Source organism: Pseudomonas sp. TE3728 (assembly GCF_056279145.1).
In genome coordinates, this window is sequence record NZ_JBWBQT010000001.1 from 980,294 (window position 1) to 999,909 (window position 19,616).

The 19,616-nt window shown below is 59.9% G+C and carries 17 protein-coding genes; all 17 read right to left on the minus strand.

Translation table 11 applies throughout. From position 1 onward, the window contains the following. Window positions 1–69 precede the first annotated feature (69 nt). The 17 genes from argE to ACZ89R_RS03890 all read right to left on the minus strand — a co-directional run bounded on the left by argE (window position 70) and on the right by ACZ89R_RS03890 (window position 19,513). On the minus strand, window positions 70–1,227 hold the full coding sequence (argE, locus tag ACZ89R_RS03810) for an acetylornithine deacetylase (protein ID WP_429546646.1): 1,158 nt from the start codon (window positions 1,225–1,227) through the stop codon (window positions 70–72). After that, window positions 1,224–2,378, minus strand: coding sequence for an NAD(P)/FAD-dependent oxidoreductase (locus ACZ89R_RS03815; protein ID WP_429546645.1), 1,155 nt, complete (start codon window positions 2,376–2,378; stop codon window positions 1,224–1,226). The genes argE and ACZ89R_RS03815 overlap by 4 nt, the downstream gene beginning before the upstream one ends. After that, on the minus strand, window positions 2,375–3,799 hold the full coding sequence (locus tag ACZ89R_RS03820) for an FAD/NAD(P)-dependent oxidoreductase (RefSeq protein WP_429546644.1): 1,425 nt from the start codon (window positions 3,797–3,799) through the stop codon (window positions 2,375–2,377). Before ACZ89R_RS03820 ends, ACZ89R_RS03815 begins: the two co-directional genes overlap by 4 nt. Continuing rightward, window positions 3,781–4,089: a (2Fe-2S)-binding protein gene (locus tag ACZ89R_RS03825; RefSeq protein ID WP_429546643.1), complete on the minus strand. Its 309-nt coding sequence runs from the start codon at window positions 4,087–4,089 to the stop codon at window positions 3,781–3,783. The genes ACZ89R_RS03820 and ACZ89R_RS03825 overlap by 19 nt, the downstream gene beginning before the upstream one ends. After that, window positions 4,086–5,918: an ABC transporter ATP-binding protein gene (locus ACZ89R_RS03830; RefSeq protein WP_429546642.1), complete on the minus strand. Its 1,833-nt coding sequence runs from the start codon at window positions 5,916–5,918 to the stop codon at window positions 4,086–4,088. The genes ACZ89R_RS03825 and ACZ89R_RS03830 overlap by 4 nt, the downstream gene beginning before the upstream one ends. Window position 5,919: 1 nt before the next feature. Then, the gene (locus tag ACZ89R_RS03835; protein ID WP_429546641.1) at window positions 5,920–6,825 is read right to left on the minus strand and encodes an ABC transporter permease; all 906 of its coding nucleotides are present in this window, start codon (window positions 6,823–6,825) and stop codon (window positions 5,920–5,922) included. Then, the gene (locus ACZ89R_RS03840; protein WP_429546640.1) at window positions 6,822–7,775 is read right to left on the minus strand and encodes an ABC transporter permease; all 954 of its coding nucleotides are present in this window, start codon (window positions 7,773–7,775) and stop codon (window positions 6,822–6,824) included. The genes ACZ89R_RS03835 and ACZ89R_RS03840 overlap by 4 nt, the downstream gene beginning before the upstream one ends. Before the next feature lie 82 nt (window positions 7,776–7,857). Continuing rightward, a complete protein-coding gene (locus ACZ89R_RS03845) occupies window positions 7,858–9,513 on the minus strand; it encodes an ABC transporter substrate-binding protein (RefSeq protein WP_429546639.1) in 1,656 nt (551 codons plus the stop codon). 148 nt (window positions 9,514–9,661) lie between these two features. Continuing rightward, complete coding sequence (locus tag ACZ89R_RS03850; RefSeq protein WP_429546638.1) at window positions 9,662–10,936, minus strand: NAD(P)/FAD-dependent oxidoreductase; 1,275 nt, start codon at window positions 10,934–10,936, stop codon at window positions 9,662–9,664. Between the two features lie 38 nt (window positions 10,937–10,974). Beyond that, window positions 10,975–11,643 carry a haloacid dehalogenase type II gene (locus ACZ89R_RS03855; RefSeq protein ID WP_429546635.1) on the minus strand — a complete coding sequence of 223 codons (669 nt, stop codon included), beginning with the start codon at window positions 11,641–11,643 and terminating at the stop codon, window positions 10,975–10,977. 525 nt (window positions 11,644–12,168) lie between these two features. Continuing rightward, window positions 12,169–13,095, minus strand: a complete 927-nt coding sequence (locus ACZ89R_RS03860; RefSeq protein WP_429546637.1) for a 2-hydroxyacid dehydrogenase — start codon at window positions 13,093–13,095, stop codon at window positions 12,169–12,171. A gap of 8 nt (window positions 13,096–13,103) precedes the next feature. Beyond that, a complete protein-coding gene (locus tag ACZ89R_RS03865) occupies window positions 13,104–14,861 on the minus strand; it encodes a dihydroxy-acid dehydratase (RefSeq protein ID WP_429546636.1) in 1,758 nt (585 codons plus the stop codon). Between the two features lie 115 nt (window positions 14,862–14,976). Further along, window positions 14,977–15,645: a haloacid dehalogenase type II gene (locus tag ACZ89R_RS03870; protein WP_429546635.1), complete on the minus strand. Its 669-nt coding sequence runs from the start codon at window positions 15,643–15,645 to the stop codon at window positions 14,977–14,979. A gap of 219 nt (window positions 15,646–15,864) precedes the next feature. Continuing rightward, window positions 15,865–16,368, minus strand: a complete 504-nt coding sequence (locus tag ACZ89R_RS03875) for an Lrp/AsnC family transcriptional regulator (protein ID WP_429546634.1) — start codon at window positions 16,366–16,368, stop codon at window positions 15,865–15,867. Between the two features lie 37 nt (window positions 16,369–16,405). After that, complete coding sequence (locus tag ACZ89R_RS03880) at window positions 16,406–17,749, minus strand: aspartate aminotransferase family protein (RefSeq protein WP_429546633.1); 1,344 nt, start codon at window positions 17,747–17,749, stop codon at window positions 16,406–16,408. A gap of 10 nt (window positions 17,750–17,759) precedes the next feature. After that, window positions 17,760–18,809 (minus strand): phosphotransferase, encoded by a 1,050-nt coding sequence (locus ACZ89R_RS03885; protein WP_429546632.1) that lies wholly within the window; start codon window positions 18,807–18,809, stop codon window positions 17,760–17,762. Then, window positions 18,809–19,513: a haloacid dehalogenase type II gene (locus ACZ89R_RS03890; RefSeq protein ID WP_429546631.1), complete on the minus strand. Its 705-nt coding sequence runs from the start codon at window positions 19,511–19,513 to the stop codon at window positions 18,809–18,811. Before ACZ89R_RS03890 ends, ACZ89R_RS03885 begins: the two co-directional genes overlap by 1 nt. Between the last annotated feature and the right edge of the window lie 103 nt (window positions 19,514–19,616).

A 19,616-nucleotide genomic window follows, 5' to 3' on the forward strand; every position in this document is an offset into this window, starting at 1 on the left:
GTATCGGGTGAAGAGTAATCATGCGAAATGGCCCTTTCGGATTCGCAAGGGCCACACGAGAGACTGACGTTACAGCCTCAGCGAGCCCAGTAGCCCATCGAGAAAGCGCTCTGCGGCCTGCATCTGGCTCAACGCGACGAATTCGTCTGGCTTGTGTGCCTGCTCGATGGAACCCGGTCCGCAGACCACCACCGGTACATTCAGGCGCTGGCTGAACAAGCCACCCTCAGTGCCGAAGGAAACTTTTGCGCTGCCGGTATCCGCAGGTGCGAAGTTCTTCAGCAAACGCACAGCTTCCACGCTGGGATGGGTATCCAAGCCGGGATAAACGTTCAGCGTCTCGATTTCGATATCGGCTGCGCCGGACAACAGCTTGGCCTCACGAACGATCTGCTCGGCCTGTTCTTGCATCTGCGCAAGAAACTGATCCAGGTCGTCGGCGGGCAAATTGCGCACTTCGAAATCCAGGCTGCACAGGTTCGGCACGATATTCAGCGCCTTGCCCCCTGCGATCTGCCCGACGTGCACGGTGCTGTAGGGTACGTCGTAATCTGCGTCATGCGCGCCGTGCTGTTGCAGGCGCCGTTGGCCCTCGCGCAGCGTGGCGATAAAGTCGCAAGCCAGATGAATGGCATTGATCGACCGGGGGGCCAGAGATGAGTGGGCTTCCTGCCCCCGGCACAAAGCGCGGTAGGAACCCTTGCCCTTGTGCCCGAGCACGAACTGCATATTGGTGGGCTCGCCGACGATGCACAGCATCGGTCGCAACGGAGCCAAGTGCAGCACATCGAGTAGCCGGCGTACGCCGACGCAGCCGATTTCCTCGTCATGGGACAGCGCCAGTTGCAACGGGCGGCTCAACGAGCAGTCAGCTGCTTCGAGCATGGCGTCGATCGCCAAGGCAATAAAGCCCTTCATGTCGCAGCTGCCTCGGCCGTAAATCCGCTGGTCCTTCAGTGTCGCCTGAAACGCTGGCACGCTCCAGGCCTGGCCGGCTGCAGGCACCACATCGGTGTGTCCGGACAACAGCACGCCCGGCAGATCGCGCGGGCCAACGCTGGCGAACAGGTTGGCCTTGCGGCCACTTTCGTCCTTGACGATCAACGACTCGATGCCCTTGCTCGCCAGCAGCGTGCGGACATACTCGATCAGCGCAAGGTTCGATTCCGAGGAAACGGTCTCGAAGGCGATCAGTCGCTTGAATATTTCCAGCGCCCGCCCTCTCATGATGCTTTGCTCCTCGGCTCAGCCGAACTGGCGAATCGACTGATGTGAAAGGGAGTGATATGGGTACTGGTGCTACCGGTACTGATCAGCTCGGCCATCACATCGCCGACGCCAGGGCCGAGCTGGAAGCCGTGGCCGCTGAAGCCGAAGGCGTAATAGAGCCCATCCACCTGGTCGCTGGGGCCCATCACCGGCAAAGAGTCCGCGACGTAGCCCTCGATCCCGCTCCAGGTACGAATGATGTTCAGGTTGGTCATCTGCGGCGCGAGCCGGCACATCTGCTGCATCTGCTTGAGCAGGCTCTGCGGATCGAAGTGGGCGCGGCGGTTGAGCATGTCCGGCTGGGTGTGGTGACAGCCACCGATGATGATGTTGCCGCGGGGGATCTGGCGGAAATACAGCACTTCCTCGGGGTGCTTGGTGTATACGCCGATCACCGTTTTCAGCGCGTAGGGTACCGGCTCGGTGACCGACATTTGCGGCCCCTTGGCAATCAGCGGCACCGGCTCGCCGAACTGCGCGGAAAGCTTCTCGCCCCAAGCGCCGGCGGTGATCAGCAGCTGCTCGGCGCGGTACCGGCGGCCATCGGCGGTCTCCACCAGGAACTGCCCGCCAACCTTCTGTACCTGCGTCACCTCGGTACGTTCCTCGATGCGAGCGCCTGCGCGCCGCGCGGCGCGGGCGAAGGCCGGTGCGGCGAGGCGTGGGTTGGCGTGGCCGTCGTGCGGCGCATAGGAGCCGCCCTTGACCTCCGGCCCGAGGAACGGGAAGCGCTCATGCAGCTCTCGACCGCGATAGATTTTCAGATCCAGCTCCCGCGCTTCGGGGGCAGCCGCATAGGCCTCCAGCTCAGCAATCTGCTCCTCGCGGTAGCACACTCGCATCTGACCGCTGGCGACGAACTCCAGATCGTCGTCGATCAACTCCGGTAGGCGCTTCCACAGCGCAAAGGAGCGGTTGGCCAGCTCCAGCTGGCCGAGGAATCGACCTTGGCGACGGACGTTGCCGAAATTCACCCCGCTGGCGTACTGGCCGATCATGTCGCGCTCCAGAAGCACCACCGAGCGACCGCGCTGACGCAGGAAGAATGCCGAGGCCGCGCCCATCAGGCCACCGCCCACGATCAGTACATCAATTTGTTCAACGCTCACGGCGATACCTCAACGACTGACTTGATTTCTTCGGTCAGCATCGACAGCGGCTTGACCGGTGCCTGACCGCGCTGACGGCCGACCTGCTCGACTGGGACGCCAGCCGCCGCGGCGATCACCTCGGCGCCGGCCTGCGAGCAGTAGCGGCCCTGGCAGCGGCCCATGCCGACACGACTGAAGGCCTTGGCCCGATTGACCTCACAGGCGCCCTTCTCACGTACCGCATCGCGCAGCTCGCCGGCAGTGATCATCTCGCAACGGCAGACGATCGCCCCGTCAGGCAACGTCTCGGCTTGGGCCGCAGGCCAGGGAAAGGCCTGGTAGAGGCCCTGGCTGAACTGTTCCATCGCTGCCAAGGCACATCGCTGCCGGGACTGCGCCTCGGTGCATACGGGTTGCCGCAGGTCCTGCAACAACGCCATGGCAGCGAGACGTCCGGCGTGCTCGGCGGCGTCAGCACCGCGGATTCGCGTACCGTCGCCGGCGGCGTATACCCCCTCGACCGAGGTGCGACCGTCTTCATCGGTATCCAGCACCCACTGTTGCGAAGGCGCATGAAAGCGCATACGGCAACCGGCGAGGTCGGCCAACTGGGTTTCCGGGCGCAAGTGATAGCCAAGGGCGACTGCATCGCAGTCGATCTGCAGGTTTTCGCCGCCTGCGGTGCGCACACGCACGGCGCTGACGCCTGTGCTCGCTTCGCCCACTAGCTGTTGCGGCTCGACACCCAGACGCACCGGGATACCCGCCAGAAAGAGTTTGGCCAGCAACTGCAAGCCGGTGAACAGCATCCTTGGCCGAGCCAGCAGTTTGGGCAAGGCGAATAGGCGCTTGCGCAGCGGCGAGGTGTCGAGCACCGCGGCTACCTCCGCACCGGCCTTCAGGTACTGGCTGGCGACCAGGTAAAGCAACGGCCCGCTGCCCATGAACACCACCCGGCGGCCGATGGCAACCGCCTGCGCCTTCAGGGCGATCTGCGCACCGCCCAGGCTATAACAACCCGCCAACTGCCAGCCGGCTACCGGCATCAAGCGGTCGGTGGCCCCCGTACAGAGAATCAGCGCATCGTAATCTACCGTCGTGTGCTTGCCCTGGCTGACGCAGCACAGTTTCCAAGGACTCATGCTCCACACCAATGTATCGGGCCGATAATCGACCTGCCCGCGCAAGCGGTCGAAGCTGTCGTGGAGAGCCTTGGCTTTGTCCGCCTCGCTACCGTACAGTTCGGGATAGTCGCGGACAAAAGCCTCTGGCTGTCGACGATAGATCTGGCCGCCGTCGCGGCGGTTTTCGTCCAGTACAATCGGCCGGATGCCTGCCGCCACGAGGGTTTCGGCACAACGCGTGCCGGCCGGGCCAGCACCGACAATCACGACGCGTACATCATCCTTGTTAAGACCTTTCAGCCGCGCAATGGCCATGTAGCCTCCGGTTGTATGGTTACGATATCCAGCCCTTCGCGGACCTCGTTGGAGCAAGCGCGCAGACGCTCGCCGCTGCGGGTCCAGACCCAGCAGTCCTGGCAAGCACCCATCAGGCAGAAGCCGGCGCGTCGGCCCGGATCGAATTCTGACTGGCGTAGGGCCGACACCCGGGTCAATAACGCAACCATCAGGGTGTCGCCCTCCAACGCCTCGATGGGTTCGCCATCGACCATCAACCTGACCCTTGCCCGCTGCTTTTCGGCCAAACGTACGAAACGCGCGTTCATGCGTAGGTCCCCACTAATTTCATGCTGTTTGATCCTTGCTGTGCCATGAGCAGTTCGGCACTGTCGTGATGGCAAAGCACCTCGCTACCGCCAGCGATGCTTCGTCGTGGCGGCGCGCTGCGATTGCAAAGCCCATCAATGCGCACCGGACAACGGTTCAGAAACGGGCACAGGTGCGCCGTTGTGTCGAGCGCCCCGATCGACGGCAGGTCGCCGTGAGAGGCATTGCAGCCTTCTAACCAACCCTGGCGCAGCTCCGGCACCGAATTGATCAACAGGTTGGTATAGGGATGGAATGGCACCTGGACGAACGACTCACAGTCTCCCGTCTCGACCTTGTGACCGCTATACATCACCACAACGTCGTCACACAGCGCGCGGACGGTCGAGATGTCGTGGCTGATGAAGAGGTAGGAAACACCCAGATCGCGACGCAGGTCACGCAACAGTTCGAGGATCGCCGCGCCTACCACGGTATCCAGTGCCGAGGTCACTTCGTCACAGAGGATCAGATCCGGCTCCGCGGCGAGCGCCCGCGCGAGGTTGACCCTCTGTTTCTGCCCGCCGGACAACTCGCCAGGGCGGCGCTGCGCGATGCTTGCCGGCAGTTGCACCAACTCCAGTAGCTCGGCTACTCGACGCTGACGTTGCGCGCCCTTCATCCCGTGGTAGAACCGCAACGGCCGGCCCAGGATCTCTTCGATGCTGTGGCGAGGATTCAGCGCGGTATCGGCATTCTGGAATACGAACTGAACACGTCGGAACTGCTCGCGGGTGCGACCGGCCAGCGTTTTGCTGAGCGGCTGGCCGTCCAGCAGGATCCGCCCGGCTGACGGCTCCGCCAAGCCGGCGATTGCCTGAGCGAGAGTGGTTTTCCCTGATCCCGACTCGCCGATCACACCGACTGCCGAACCTCTACGAACCTGCAGATCCACATCCTGCAGGACCTTTTTGACGCCATAGCAAATCTCCAGGCCTCTGACGTCGAGCAGCAGATCATTACCCGAAGGGGCCTCGCCTTTATCAACCGTGCCCCGGGTCGCCGACGGTTTCATCGCCGACAGCAGGCTACGGGTGTAGGGATGTTCGGGTTCTATCAGAATCTGCTCGGTGCTGCTGTTTTCCTGAATCTGACCATTGCGCAGCACTACGATACGGTCGGCCATCTGCGCCACCACCGCCAGATCGTGCGAGACGTATACGGCTGTTGTACCTAGCTCACGAACCACCTGCTTGAAAGCCCGCAACACTTCGATCTGTGTGGTGACGTCCAGCGCCGTGGTCGGCTCGTCGAGGATCACCAGTGCCGGATCAGTGATCAGCGCCATCGCCGCCATCAACCGTTGCAGTTGGCCACCCGAGACCTGATGCGGATAGCGCGCACCTATGCCCTCAGGGTCCGGCAACGCCAGCGCCCGAAACAACCCGACGGCCTTGGCCTGCGCCTCGTGCCGCGGCAGCGTGCCATGGATTAACGCGCTTTCAATCACTTGATCCATGATGCACTTGGATGGATTGAATGCCGCCGCCGCGCTCTGTGCGATATAAGCCACAGTGCGCCCGCGCAGCTTTGCAAGTTCGGCATTCGACAGTTTGAGCACATCCACATCGCCGATGCGTACCGAGCCACCTACGATGCAGCAGCCACTGCGGGCGTAACCCATCAGTGACAGCGCTATGGTGCTTTTGCCGGAACCGGACTCACCGATCAGCGCCAGTACTTCGCCCTTGTTCAGGCTGAAATCCGCACCGTGTACGATCGGTACGTCGACGCCCTCTTCATTGCGCGCGGCCACGCGCAGGCCACTTACCTTGACGATTTCGTTCATTTCACTTCTCCGTCCCGCGCTTGGATCGACCGCCGAAGCTGTCGATGAGCAAGTTGACCCCCATGGTCAGGGTGGCGATGGCAAGCGCCGGCACCAATACGGCCGGAGCCCCCTCCTCCAGCCCCTGGATGTTTTCTCGCACCAGAGAGCCCCAATCCGCGTCCGGCGGTTGTATGCCCAGTCCAAGGAAGCTCATCGCACTCAGCAGCAGCACCACGTACACAAAGCGCAGGCCAAAATCGGTCAGCACCGGACGAAGCATGTTCGGCAGCACCTCGATGAAGATGATGTAGGGCATGGCCTCACCCCGAGTGCGAGCGACCCGGACGAAGTCCATGGTCATGACGTTAACCGCCACCGCACGTGCAATACGGAAAGAGCCCGGCATGTAGGCAAATGCGGCCATGAACAACAGCAACGGCACGGAGGAGCCGAACGAGGCCACCATCAACAGAGCGAAAATCTTGTTCGGGATGGAGATCAATGCATCTTCGGTACGGCATATGAGTGCGTCGACCCAACCACCGGAGGCAGCCGCCACCAGCCCAAGCACCACGCCCGCCGTGCAGGCGAGCACGGTCGCCGCCAACGCGACGCCGATAGTGTAGGGTGCGCCATGCAATAACCGGCTGAGGATGTCCCGACCCAGGTAGTCGGTGCCCAACGGAAATTGCCGGCTGAGCGGGCCAAAGAAGCCTTCGCTGGCCATGGCGTTGGCATCGTAGGGTGCCAACAGTGGGCCGGCGATGGCCATCAGCGCCCAGAAGCTCACGATCAGCAAGCCGATAAAGCCGCCCAGAGTCAACTTGAGCCGACGACGATGAGGGAGCGCAACAGTCTGTTTCAGTCCATCCTGATTGATGCCGTTCCCTGCGCCCGGCTTTGGGGGAGTTATATCAAGTTTCATTTGCGCAGCCTCGGGTTGGACAGAATTGCACAGAGGTCGGCCAGCAGTACCAGCACCAGGAAACCCAGGCAAAACAACATTACGCACGCCTGAACCAGCGGCATGTCACGAGTGACTACACCGTTTACCATCAGGGTCGCGATTCCCGGGTAATTGAAGATCGACTCGACGATGACGACACCACCCAGCAGGTACGAAAGGCTGAGTGCGATGGCGTTGGCGATCGGTCCGATTGCATTGGGCAGCGCATGACGAAGCACCACCCGTATCGGTCGCGCGCCCTTGAGCACCGCCATTTCGACATAGGGACTGCTCAACTGGTCGATCAGCGCAGCCCGCGTCATACGTGCCATCTGCGCTACCAATACACAGCACAGAGTCAGCACGGGCATTGCGTAGACGCGCACCAGTTGCCCGAAGGACTCGACCTCAACGTCACGTGACAGGGCCGACAGCCAACCCAGCTTGACCGCGAAGATCAGTACCGCGACGGTGGCAATCAGGAACTCCGGCACGGAGACGGCGAAAACCGCCAGCATGTTGCTGTAGCGGTCAAAAATTGAGCCGCGGTACATCGCTGACAAAATGCCTATCGTCAGGGCCAACGGCACCGAGACCAGCGCAGCGATCGATGCCAGGCGCAGGGTGTTGGGCAGACGGCTCGCGATCATTTCGTCGACCGGCATGCCATTGACCAAAGAAACCCCGGGATTGCCGGTAATCAACCCGCCGAGCCAATGCACGTACCTTAGGTACACGGGTTGGTCCAGGCCTAATAACGTGCGCATTGCTGCCACCGCTTCCGGCGTTGCGTCCTGACCGAGCTGTTCCTGGACCGCGTCACCCGGCAACAGGCTGGTAAGAAAAAACACCACGAGCGATACGATAAGCAGCGTAAGCACGCCTACAGCCAACCGACTGGAAACCAGGCGCGCAATAGTGCTGTTCATAATGGATACCTTCACTTGATGACGACGCCTGCATCGACCCGCAGGCGCGCCTTGGTTATTGAGCAATCGTTGCACTATTCGCTCAGGCATCCAGCCATACGTGTTCGGCAAACATGTAACCCATCAATCCACCGAGTGGATGAGGAACCAGACCTTTCAACTTGGCATTGTGCCCATCGAGACTGCTGGTGAATTGCGGGATACCGATCCCGCATTTTTCATGCACCAGCACCTGCATATCGGCGTACATCTGCTTGCGTTTGGCATCGTCGGTCTCCCCGCGTGCAGCGACGAGCAATTGGTCGAATTGCTCATTTTTCCATCCCGACTCGTTCATGCTGGCGCTGGACTGGTAAAACAGGCTGAACATCAAGTCAGCGGTTGGTCGCGCACCGATGTTTCCGAAACCCAGTGGATGCTTCATCCAATGATTGGACCAGTAGCCATCCGCCGGCACCCGCTTGATGTCGAACTTGAGTCCGATCTGCTGAGCCGAAAGCTGCAATAACTGGGCGATGTCCAACGAACCGGTAGCAGCTTCGGAAGCTACCAAAGGCAGAGTGCGACCGGCCATGCCGGACTTCTGCAGGTGGAACTTGGCCTTCTCTGGGTCGAACTGGCGCTGCGGCAGGCCGGCGAAGTAGTAGCGGTTACTCGAGGCGATGGGCTGGTCATTGGCAATGGCGCCGTAGCCACGGAAGGCGGCACGATTGATCTGTTTACGGTCCAGCAGATACTTCATCGCCAAGACGAAGTCCGGATTCTGGCCAGGGCCAAGCTCATCGCGCATCACCAGATTGGTATAACCACCGGTTCGGGACTCCATCAGCGCCACCTTGGTACTCTCCAGGATGCGCGAAGTCGAACGAGGGTTGACCGGGTTGATGAGGTCCACGTCGCCAGCGAGCAAGGCACTGATCCGGGCGGCCTCGTCCGGGATCGAGAAAAACTCGATTTCGTCCAAGTACGGCAGACCCGGCTTCCAGTAGCTATCGTTGCGTGCACCGATCGAGCGCACACCCGGCTGGAACTCCTTACATTTGAAAGGACCGGTCCCGTTAGCAGTAGTAAAATCAGTGGTCCCGTCACGCACGATGAGAAAATGCGTAGTGGCGAGAATGGCCGGCAGGTCGGCGTTCGGGCTGGTCAAGCGAATCAGCACCTCATCCGGCCCGGTGGCTTTCACTTCATCCAACTGTTGCGCGGTGGTCAGCGCTTTGGAGCCGACCTGCGGGTTCTTGTGACGATTCAGCGAATAGACAACATCAGCTGAGGTGAACGGCTTACCGTCGTGAAAGACGACATCCTTGCGCAACTTGATTGTCCATGAAGTCGCGTCAGTGGTATCAAACGATTCCGCCAGGGCCATGCGCGGTACCAGTGCATCATCCAACGTGGTCAGGCCGTTATAGAACATGTTGTGACGGCAGTAATCGGTGTAGTTGGAGCCTTTTGCCGGGTCCAGCGTGTCGGCAGTCGAGCTGGTCGAACTGGCGACCTTGATGCGTCCGCCCCGTTTGCCTTTACCCGTCGCGCCAGCTGTCGCGCCAGCCTCCGCGGCGAACAACTTGCCGGCCGGGCCAAACAGACTGCTGGCACCTGCAACGGCCACCCCGGCCATGCCCAGCATACGCAACGCATCACGGCGTGACATGCCCCGATTGAGTCCCTCAAAGACACGCAGGCTTTGTTCGCCGGTGATCAGTGGGGAGTCCGTTTTATTCTGGTTGTCAGTCATATCGGTTCTACCTGTCGATAATGAGAAGGCTCAAATGCTCACGGTCAAGCCTGAGCGACCTGTTAACGCAAACGACGGTCAAGCAACAAACTCAGTAGTTCGAGCAACGATGTCCGTGCACGCCACTGCACGCGGACACCAGACAGCTTCAATGCAAATAATCCTGCAGCCGGTAATAGAGGCCCACTGCCGGCAAGAACCAGGGCTTGCCGAAATGTCCCGGAATCGCCGGCCAATCCAGTTCACCCCAAGGGTTGGCGTCGGCCTTGCCGTCCATGACCTCGGCCATGACCTGGCCCATATGCACCGACATTTGCACCCCGTGGCCGCTGTAGCCCATGGAGTGGTAGACACCTCCATGTTGACCGGCGCGTGGCAGGCGGTCGGAGGTCATATCCACCAATCCCCCCCAGCAGTAGTCGATTTTCACTTGGGCCAACTGCGGAAACATTTGCACCATCGCCGCGTGCAGGATCTTGCCGCTCTTCGCGTCGGAGCTTCCTCCGGACATTGCGAAGCGGGCCCGACCACCGAACAGCAGACGGTTGTCCGGGGTAATCCGGAAGTAATTACCGATCATGCGGCTGGTGACGTATGAACGCTGTTGCGGCAACAGGCGTTCGACCAATGTCTTGGGTAGAACCTCGGTGGTCACGATGAAGCTGCCCACCGGTACTATTCGACGACGGTACCAACCCAGGCCGCCGTGCTGGCTTGCGCCGGTGGCCATCAGTACTTGCCCGGCGTGCAGGCTGCCTCGACTGGTATCGACCCTATAGCCACCGGCCTCGGCCTTCCAGCCCTGCACGGTGGTCTGCTGGTAGATAAGTGCACCGTGCCGCGCCGCCACTTCAGCCAGACCAACGCCAAAGCGGCCAACATGCATCTGCACGCCGTTGCGCTGGAGAAGACCACCGTGGAACTGGGCCGAGTCGACTTCGGCTCGGGCCTGTTCGGCGGACAGCAGCTCGACCTCAGCGTCCACTTCGCGACGGATGATCTCGCAGGTCCTCGCCAACCCCTCGTAATGCTGGGGTTTGGCAGCCAGCTTGAGCTTGCCGCTGCGCCGCATATCGCAAGCGATCCCCTCCTCCTCTACTAGCGTAACCACACTCTTTACCGCGCTTTCATACGCACGGTAATAGGCGCGGGCCTGCTCGGCCCCGAGGCTGGCGACCAGGCTGCCGTAATCCTGGGCAACACCGGTGTTGCAATGCCCACCGTTACGCCCTGACGCCTCGCCGACCACCCGGCCAGCCTCCAGTACCGCTACACTCGCGCCCTTAAGGGCCAGCGCCCGGGCCGCCGATAGACCGGTAAAACCGCCGCCGACGACTACAACGTCGACTCGCGCCGGCAGCGCGCCAGTCTGAGCCCCGGTGAACACCGGTGCGGTATCGAGCCAGTAAGATTCACTGTGCATGTGCAACCCCTTGCGCCTTGAAAACCGACCGTTAAGGATCAGAGACCGACCAGTCCGGCCAGTCCGCCGATATCCGCGATCTGACGGTAGCTGTAGCAAGCGTTACCCGGCTGTTCGTGACCGCGAGCGACGAAGGCCTTGTTCTTGATCTTCATGTCTTCGGCCGGCATCAGGTCGTAGCGGAAGCTGGAAGACACGTGCAGCACGTCTTCCGGACCGCAGCCAAGGTTGTCGAGCATGAATTCGAAGGCTTGCAGGCGCGGTTTGTAGGCCTGGGCCTGTTGGGCGGTGTAGACCTTGTGGAAAGGCACCCCCAGCTTGTCGACGTTGGACATGATCTGTTCGTCCATCGCATTGGAGAAGATCACCAGCGGGATCTTGTCGGCGATTTTCGCCAGGCCGGCGGTCACGTCGGGATGCGGACCCCAGGTCGGCACGGCGTTGTAGTAAAGCTGCCCTTCGCCGCGATATTCGATACCCCAGCGCTTGCACAGGCGCGACATGGCGGTATCGAGGATTTCATCATATGGCCGCCAGTCACCCATCACCTGATCCAGGCGATAAGCGGTGAAATCCTTCACGAACTGGTCCATCTGCTCAGGGGCAACGCGATCAGCGAACAGCTCGCGGGTCAGCGGGCCCATCTGGAAGTTGGTCAGCGTGCCGTAACAGTCGAAGGTGATGTACTTGGGGCGCATGATGCTCATTTGGATAGTCCTGAAGATTCGTAGATTGGGGCGACGATACGTCGCAGCAACACACCTTCATTACAGCACCAAGAAGCCAGCATATGACGTTAAAAGCGCGAGCCATCCGACATAAACCACCGTTTTATCTGCCGCCTCCAGCAGACTTTGCGGAGCCCTCCATAGCAGGCCAGATGCAGACCTGATGCTCCCCTGAACGTCCCGGACCGCCTGTAGAATCCGCTCTAAAACATGACGTTGGAAGAAGGTGCTTCAAGGCATAAACGTCAAACGGGCGCCCCGAAGGAAACGCCCGTTTTAGTCATGACTGTCTTGCACGCCGGCTTCGACGGCATTTTCTGCGGTCATCCGCACCAACGCCTCAAGGGGTTCCGTTACCCTCTTCTTCCAGCCTCCTGGAGGCACTTCCCGCAGCCAGGACAAAGACACACCCCCGACTATCGCAGTAGCGGGTGAAATCGGGAGCATTCCAATCTACAGGTATATCCTTATCCGCTGTCTCGGCCCCAAATTGGATCGCCCGCCTCAATAGCCGCGAGAGCGATCAATAACGTCCAGGAGCGGCTCCCCCCGTTGGTGTTTGCGAACATTCTCCAGCAAGATTGGCGCAGCCGATTCGGGCTGCGTCATGCTCGCCACGTGAGGCGTCAGGAATATTCGCGGATGGGCCCAGAAAGGGTGCTCTGCAGGCAGGGGTTCAGGATCGGTCACGTCGAGAATAACGCGCGATAGTTGTCCCGTATCCAACGCTTCGAGCAGATCCTTATCGACAAGATGCGGACCTCGCCCGACATTGACCAGCGCAGTACCGACAGGCAGTAGCGAAAACAATTCGCGGTTCAGAATACCCCGGGTGGCAGGAGTCAGTGGCAACAGGCAGACCAGCACATCGCACCCCGAAAGAAAGGGTTGCAACTGGTCCGGGCCTGCGAAACTTTCCACGCCGTCCATTTCACGCAGCGAGCGGTTCCAGCCACGCAGGTCGAAGCCATAGCTTGCCAGCCGCTCCAGCACGGCACGCCCCAAGGCGCCCATACCCATCACACCGATCGTGCGGGCCGAGGCAGAGGGTACTTCCAGCGGATTCCAGACGCGTACCGCCTTCGCCGCTACATAGTCGAAAAAGTCACGATGCAGCGCCAGAGCTGCAAGGCTCACATATTCCACCATGCCATTGATGATCCCTGGCTCGACCATCCTGACAATGGGGACGTGCTCGGGCAGCGCGGAAAAATCGACATGGTCGACTCCAGCTCCGGATGAGAAGAACACCTTCAGCCCAGGCAGCATGGCGATGAACTCCGCTGGCGCCTGCCAGGCGATAAGATATTCGACCTCGTCAAGGTTGCCTGCATCGGGCCAGACCCGAAAATCGAGGTCGGGTGCGTACTCGGCAAAATAACGCGCCCACGCGGCCGCGCGCGGGGCATCAGATCTATAAAGAATGCTCATATCAGGTCCTACCAGCCTCCTACCCAGCCGTCGAAGAGCCCTTCAGGAAGGGTTTCTTCGTTTGCGCCACGGAGAAAATCGAAGTCGCAGCCCAGATGAGCCTGCTCGATGTGTTGGTTGTATAGATTTCGGTAGCCACGTACGTGCTGGGAGAGAGGCGGCTGCCATTCCTGGCGCCGACGTTCGAGCTCTTGCGGTTCGACGCAAAGCTCCAGTCGCCGCGCCCCAACATCGAGCTCGATGATATCCCCGTCTCGAACCAAGGCCAGCGGACCGCCGATCGCAGCCTCTGGAGAAACATGCAGCACAGCGGCACCATAAGCAGTGCCACTCATTCGAGCATCCGAGATGCGCAGCATGTCGCATACGCCGCGTTCCATCAGATGCCGCGGCAGGGGCAGCATGCCCCACTCCGGCATCGCCGCGCCCACAGGCCCGGCATTGCGCAGAATCAGCACGCTGTTCTCGTCAATGCCAAGTGCAGGGTTGTCAATCTGGTCGGCGATCGTCTGCACGTCTTCGAACACCACAGCCCGGCCGCGATGTCGGAAAAGCTTGGGATCTGCCGCACAGGTCTTCATCACCGCCCCGTCCGGCGCCAGGTTGCCCTTGACCACCACCATCGTCTCGCCAGGCTTGACCGGTCTGTCCAAAGGACGGATCACGTCGCTATCGAAAACCTCGGCCGTCTCGAGTATTTCGCCGACCGTGCGGCCATCGACGGTGCGTGCATCAAGATGCAGTAAAGGCTCGAGGACTTTAAGCAGAGCCGGTACTCCACCTGCGGCCATGAGTCTTTCAGTCAGGTGTTCGCCGGCGGGCTGGACGTTGGCGATCAGCGGCACACGCCTTGCGATTTCGTCGAAACGCTCCAGCGTCAGCGGCACGCCGACGCGGCCGGCGAGTGCCAAAAGGTGGATGATGACGTTGGTCGATCCTCCTACCGCGCACAGCAAGGTAATGGCATTGTCGAAGGCTCGCGCATCGAGCACTTCATTCGGGCGGGGATTGCCATCGCCGGCCATGCGGACGCTACGACGTCCCACTTCGCGGGCGATCTGATGACGACGTCGATCGACTGCCGGAACCAGGCTGCTGCCAGGCAGCGACACTCCAAGGGCCTCACAGATGACCGCCATCGAAGAAGCGGTACCCATCTCCGCGCAATGACCGGCGGTCCCCATCACGCTACGCTCGAACGCAGCGAAATCTCCTTCGGTGCGCTCACCGGCACGCAGCTGGTCGACCAGACGCCAGACACCAGTAGCGTTCGCCAGATTGCCACCAGTCGCCGAGCGGGGGGTCGCCGGGCCGCTGGCAAGGAATATGAACGGAACACCCGCGCTTGCGGCCCCCATCAGGAGGGCTGGCTGTGTCTTGTCACATCCGCCGAGCAGTACCACTGCATCGAAGGGATAGCCGCGAATGGTCTCCTCGGCTTCCATTGCGAGCAAATTTCGAAACGGGAAGGACGTCGGCTTGATGATGTTTTCGCTGATTGACATCAACGGGACTTCGAACGGGATTCCGCCCGCCTCGAGAATCCCGACTTTCACCTCTTCGGCAAGCGTGCGCAGATTGAGATTGCACGGATTGATCTCGGACCAGGTGTTCAGAATGCCGACGACGGGGCGCTCCATCAGGTCTTCTCGGCTCCAGCCGGCGGTCGACAAGGTCGAACGATGCACGAAGCCAGGCAGGTCATCCTTGCGAAACCAGCGCGCGCTACGGAGCGGCCGACCGTCTTTTGTTTCGTTATCGCTCATGAGGTCACCTTCTGGGCCTATGTTCGGAATGATTGATGAGACAGTTTTTTTCGCATGCCGTGGATACGGCACAGCGACGCACCGCCTCTTAACGAGGCGGTGCGGTGAATGTTTCTCAGAGGCCGACCAGTCCGGCCAGTCCGCCGATATCCGCGATCTGACGGTAGCTGTAGCAGGCGTTACCCGGCTGTTCGTGACCGCGAGCGACGAAGGCCTTGTTCTTGATCTTCATGTCTTCGGCCGGCATCAGGTCGTAGCGGAAGCTGGAAGACACGTGCAGCACGTCTTCCGGACCGCAGCCAAGGTTGTCGAGCATGAATTCGAAGGCTTGCAGGCGCGGTTTGTAGGCCTGGGCCTGTTGGGCGGTGTAGACCTTGTGGAAAGGCACCCCCAGCTTGTCGACGTTGGACATGATCTGTTCGTCCATCGCATTGGAGAAGATCACCAGCGGGATCTTGTCGGCGATTTTCGCCAGGCCGGCGGTCACGTCGGGATGCGGACCCCAGGTCGGCACGGCGTTGTAGTAAAGCTGCCCTTCGCCGCGATATTCGATACCCCAGCGCTTGCACAGGCGCGACATGGCGGTATCGAGGATTTCATCATATGGCCGCCAGTCACCCATCACCTGATCCAGGCGATAAGCGGTGAAATCCTTCACGAACTGGTCCATCTGCTCAGGGGCAACGCGATCAGCGAACAGCTCGCGGGTCAGCGGGCCCATCTGGAAGTTGGTCAGCGTGCCGTAACAGTCGAAAGTGATGTACTTGGGGCGCATGATGCTCATTTGGGTAGTCCTGAAGGTTCGTTGAAGTCGTGTTCTGCCAAGCATTTTCCCAGCGCTTGAAGGAGCGCCTAATGCGTTGCAGTCACAGCTTCATTACAGCACCGCCAACCCAGCACATGACGCTTAAAGCGCCCAATGCTCGACACAAACCGCCGTTTTTAAACCTACCCGCAACAGACTTTGCGGCGCGCTACGCACCTGTGCGCCCGCATCGTCACATCAACCCCAACCTGGTTTACCGGATGCGATGATACTCAGGGGATATCCGCGTTGATCGAGCGGTTGGCGCAGTACTATTCGGCTGGCGAACTTCTCGATTCCGATATCATCCTCGAGCAGGCGATCCATCAGCGCCTGGAAGTAGGAAATACCAGGCGTGACGATTTTCAGAAGGTAATCGTAACCACCACTCACGTTGTAGCACTCGACAATCTCCTGGTATTTGCCGATCCCTGCTTCGAATTTACGGAAGTCCCGAGGTCGCTGACTGCTGATAGTCACCTCGGAAAAGACCGTGACGTGGCCGCCCAGTTTTTCCAATGCAATCCTCGCATGGTAGCCCTGGATAACGCCGGTATCCTGAAGCCGTTTCGTTCGCAGAAGGCACGGGCTTTCACTGAGGGCAATGTTCGCGGACAAATCTACATTGGAACAACGCCCCTCACGCTGGAGATGCTCAAGAATCTTGATATCGAACTGGTCGAGGGGAGCTGAAGTTTGCATAAGTCGATCACCTTCAATGCCTGGGCCGGTTACCACCCTAAGCAGATTGCGCTGCGGTTAGCGCTTCGTCGAGCGTATTGATGACTATATGGGCTTCCTCCGCTGACAACACCAGCGGCGGTCGAATCTTCAGCACATTGTGCCCCATACCACAGGCACTGAGCAGGACGCCCATCTCGCGCATTCGGTTCACTACACGGGTGGTGAGATCGCGGGCCGGTGCTCGCGTTACGCGATCCGAGACCAACTCAACGCCAACGAACATGCCTGCGCCGCGCACATCGCCGATAGCCTCGTGCCGGTTAGCAAGTGCCGAAATGCCGTCGCGCAGAATTTTCCCGACCTTGGCGGCATGCTCCACCAGACCTTCTTTTTCGATCGTGTCCAACACTGCCAGGGCAGCCGCGCACGATACGGTGTTGCCGGCAAAGGTGTTGAAGTACCTCGAATCCTTACCGAACTTCGCCAGCGCGTCAGCGGTGGCCAGCAACCCCGCGATAGGTTGCCCATTGCCCATCGGCTTACCTAGGGTGACGATGTCAGGTATGACGCCGTGACGTTGAAAGCCCCACATATGCTCTCCCGTCCTTCCGAAGCCAGGCTGGACCTCATCGGCGATGAACAGGCCGCCGGCCCGCTTGATCGCCTCGACAGCGCCTTTTAACAAGCCCGCTGGCTCAGGAAGTATGCCGTCGCTAGTGAACAGCGAATCGACGATCAGTGCCGCCGGCTTGATGCCATGACGCTGAAGGTCGGCGATCGCCGCCTCTACATTCCGGGTGAAGCGTTGGGGAAGGTCGGCACCCTCGGCATGATAAAGGCGCGGCGCCGGCACTATGCGAACGTGCGCACCAAGATCGACCGTTACACCGAGAGATGGCGAAAATTTCGACACCGCATCGGTGAAGCCGTGATAAGCGGTTTCAGTCACGATTACACCCGTGCCTCCCGTACGAACTTGAGCAATACGATAAGCAAGATCGTTTGCCTCGCTTCCCGTACAGGTCAGCATGAGGTGCGCAAGCTCGGTCTCAGGCACTGTCGCGATCAAACGTTCTGCCAGCTCCAGAATGGTGTCGTGCAGGTACCGGGTATTGGTGGCAAGGGTACGCACTTGCTTGCATATCGCCTCGGTCACGGCCGGGTGACAATGTCCAAGTGAGGCCACGTTGTTGTATGCATCCAGATAACGGCGACCTTCCGGGTCAATCAACCACACGCCTTCGCCACCCACTATGTGCAGGGGATGTTCGTACATGAGGCGATAGGCCGGGCCGAGCAGCGCGTCGCGCCGCTCGATCATCGCCGCGGTAACGGGCGCGAGGTTGGCGCGTCCGGGAATATAAGCGTTGACCATGTTTAGGTCAGTCGTGCTTTTCATTGGCTAATCCTTATCGTACATCGGTCAGTAGTCGGTCGCGCACCTCAGCTCGGGAAAGAGCGGCCATCTGAGACAAAGCCTCCCAAGCAGCAGGGTTGTGACGCATGATGTAGGCGCGATTTTCTGGATAACGCTTGGCACGCCACTCCGAAATCAATGCAGTGATCAGATGGCGTGTCGCCATGAGGTCGGCAACGATTTCCTGTTCTTCGTTGCTAAGCGGCAGCGTCGCATGATAGGCCCCTACAAACTGAGACGGTCCCTCGAAGGGATCGGCGTTGCCAGTCATGTGGAAAGCGGCCGCCGTCGCAACCTCACCGACTAGCGGCGCATGCAGCATGTCGCCGAAGTCGATGATCCCGACGACTCGCTCATGATCGTGGGGGTCAACAAGCACGTTGTAGAGGTGGTAATCATTATGGATCACCTGCGACCTCACCGAGGCTAACCGCTGTAGCACATACTCGTTGAAGCGAGCCATGAATAACTCCGCCAGCGAGCGACGCGGGGGGTCCACGATGGCATCAAGCTTTGCTGCCAGCCGGTGTGCTGTGGAAACGTTCCAGAGTAGATCGTGCGTCGCCGCAGGATGCGCGAAATCGCGCAGCGCGAGGTTCAACCTGGCCAGTACGCCGCCCATTGCCCGACACTGCGCAGTTGTCCGCGGAGTCTCACGAATCTGGACGCCTTCGAGATAGGTCAGCATCCGCACCGTGGTTTGGACCCCGTTGGTGAGTCTCACGGAGTCGCGCGTACCTCCATCCAATGTCCGTACCACGCGGGGAACCGGTAGGTCGGGCGCTACATGGGCAATGTGCTCAAGCGCAGCAACCTGAAAATCCACGACCGAAACCGGCTCGGATGAGTTGCTGATCTTGAACACGTACCGCATGCCATCCCCGGTCTCTATGCAACAGTTCTGGTCGCGCTCGCCCACCAGTGATTTAACGCTTCCATTGATACCATAGAGACGACAGACCAAGGCGCTTACCTCTTCCAAGGTAAGGCTGGGGGCCGCCGTGCTCAACGCCGCCGTCTCCATCGAATCATTCGCCGTCATCACGCGCCCCGTTTCCTCATAGCATCTTGGGCAAGACAATCGTGGCCAAGTAAACCGGGAAGTTGGCGAATATCAGTCAACCTGTTGACACCATAGCCGTCGCACGCGGGTTCATGACCGCGATCGATGAAAGCCTTGGCCATGAAGCCGAAGTCTGACGCTGTCATGAGGTCATAGCGAAAGCTCGACGAGACATGCATCATTTGCTCGGGCCCACAGCCGAGTTGATCGAACATATATTCGAACATCTGCCCCCTTGGCTTGTAAGCGCGAGCCTCCTCGGCCGTATAAACCGCATGGAAGGGTGCTTTGAGGTGGGCGACACTATGCGGAATCAGATCGACCATCGAGTTCGAAAGAATGACCAGCGGTATATGCGGAGCAATTGCTTGCAGGGTCTCGACTACGTTGGGGTGAGGCTGCCAAGTCGGAACGGCCTCGTACAATGCGAGCGCATCGGATGGACGATATTCGACACCATGTTTCTTGCATGTCCTTTGAATGGAGCTTTCCACGACATCAAAAAATGGCTTCCACTCTCCTAATACTTCATCGAGACGATAGAATCGAAAACTATCCAGGAAAGCCGGCATCCGATCACGCGAAACACGGTCTTCGAAAAGCAACTTTGCAGTCGGCCCCATTTCAAAGTTGATGAGAGTTCCATAACAGTCAAAGCTGATGAATTTCGGTTTATGAGTCATTGGGTCGATCTCCGCTCTATTGATGAAAGGTTGCTGATTATTAGTCTATGGGTATCAAATCGACGGAAATGCTTAATCACCTGGCAACTCGGGCAGATTCCTT

Excerpts from the sequence above, each read along its gene's own strand:
- ACZ89R_RS03855 (WP_429546635.1), bottom strand. The coding sequence starts at position 11,643 with ATGAGCATCATGCGCCCCAAGTACATCACCTTCGACTGTTACGGCACG.
- ACZ89R_RS03865 (WP_429546636.1), bottom strand. The coding sequence starts at position 14,861 with ATGAGCGATAACGAAACAAAAGACGGTCGGCCGCTCCGTAGCGCGCGC.
- ACZ89R_RS03825 (WP_429546643.1), bottom strand. The coding sequence starts at position 4,089 with ATGAACGCGCGTTTCGTACGTTTGGCCGAAAAGCAGCGGGCAAGGGTC.
- ACZ89R_RS03850 (WP_429546638.1), bottom strand. The coding sequence starts at position 10,936 with ATGCACAGTGAATCTTACTGGCTCGATACCGCACCGGTGTTCACCGGG.
- ACZ89R_RS03875 (WP_429546634.1), bottom strand. The coding sequence starts at position 16,368 with ATGCAAACTTCAGCTCCCCTCGACCAGTTCGATATCAAGATTCTTGAG.
- ACZ89R_RS03870 (WP_429546635.1), bottom strand. The coding sequence starts at position 15,645 with ATGAGCATCATGCGCCCCAAGTACATCACTTTCGACTGTTACGGCACG.
- ACZ89R_RS03890 (WP_429546631.1), bottom strand. The coding sequence starts at position 19,513 with ATGACTCATAAACCGAAATTCATCAGCTTTGACTGTTATGGAACTCTC.
- ACZ89R_RS03835 (WP_429546641.1), bottom strand. The coding sequence starts at position 6,825 with ATGAAACTTGATATAACTCCCCCAAAGCCGGGCGCAGGGAACGGCATC.
- ACZ89R_RS03885 (WP_429546632.1), bottom strand. The coding sequence starts at position 18,809 with ATGACGGCGAATGATTCGATGGAGACGGCGGCGTTGAGCACGGCGGCC.
- ACZ89R_RS03845 (WP_429546639.1), bottom strand. The coding sequence starts at position 9,513 with ATGACTGACAACCAGAATAAAACGGACTCCCCACTGATCACCGGCGAA.
- ACZ89R_RS03860 (WP_429546637.1), bottom strand. The coding sequence starts at position 13,095 with ATGAGCATTCTTTATAGATCTGATGCCCCGCGCGCGGCCGCGTGGGCG.
- ACZ89R_RS03840 (WP_429546640.1), bottom strand. The coding sequence starts at position 7,775 with ATGAACAGCACTATTGCGCGCCTGGTTTCCAGTCGGTTGGCTGTAGGC.
- ACZ89R_RS03880 (WP_429546633.1), bottom strand. The coding sequence starts at position 17,749 with ATGAAAAGCACGACTGACCTAAACATGGTCAACGCTTATATTCCCGGA.
- ACZ89R_RS03820 (WP_429546644.1), bottom strand. The coding sequence starts at position 3,799 with ATGGCCATTGCGCGGCTGAAAGGTCTTAACAAGGATGATGTACGCGTC.
- argE (WP_429546646.1), bottom strand. The coding sequence starts at position 1,227 with ATGAGAGGGCGGGCGCTGGAAATATTCAAGCGACTGATCGCCTTCGAG.
- ACZ89R_RS03830 (WP_429546642.1), bottom strand. The coding sequence starts at position 5,918 with ATGAACGAAATCGTCAAGGTAAGTGGCCTGCGCGTGGCCGCGCGCAAT.